We start from the raw sequence: 379 nt of genomic DNA, 5'->3' as shown, positions 1-379 counted from the left end.
CTGGTGGCGGCGCTGCAGGGAGCAGTCGCGGGTGGAGACCACGACGACGTTGCCGTGCTTGTCGGCCAGGCACTGCGTCTCCACGTGCCGGGGACGGTCCAGATACCGCTCCACGAAGCACTCGCCCCGCCCGAACGCGGCGACCGCCTCACGCACGGCGGACTCGTACAGCTCGGGGACCTCTTCGAGGGTGCGGGCGACCTTCAGACCGCGCCCGCCACCACCGAACGCGGCCTTGATCGCGATCGGCAGGCCGTGCTCGCGGGCGAAGGCCACGACTTCGTCCGCGCCGCTGACGGGGTCGGGGGTGCCGGCGACCAGGGGGGCGCCGGCGCGCTGGGCGATGTGGCGGGCGGCGACCTTGTCACCGAGGTCGCGG

At 74.1% G+C, this 379-nt stretch carries 1 protein-coding gene; it reads right to left on the bottom strand.

Annotation, left to right across the window (positions count from 1 at the left end; genetic code table 11):
• A partial coding sequence (locus IH25_RS0136930; RefSeq protein WP_030621497.1) for an ATP-binding protein occupies window positions 1–379 on the bottom strand: 379 nt, incomplete at both ends.

Origin of the sequence: Streptomyces achromogenes subsp. achromogenes, from assembly GCF_000720835.1 — a bacterium.
GTDB classification, from domain to species: Bacteria; Actinomycetota; Actinomycetes; order Streptomycetales; family Streptomycetaceae; genus Streptomyces; species Streptomyces achromogenes.
This window is presented reverse-complemented; position numbering and strand designations above follow the sequence as displayed.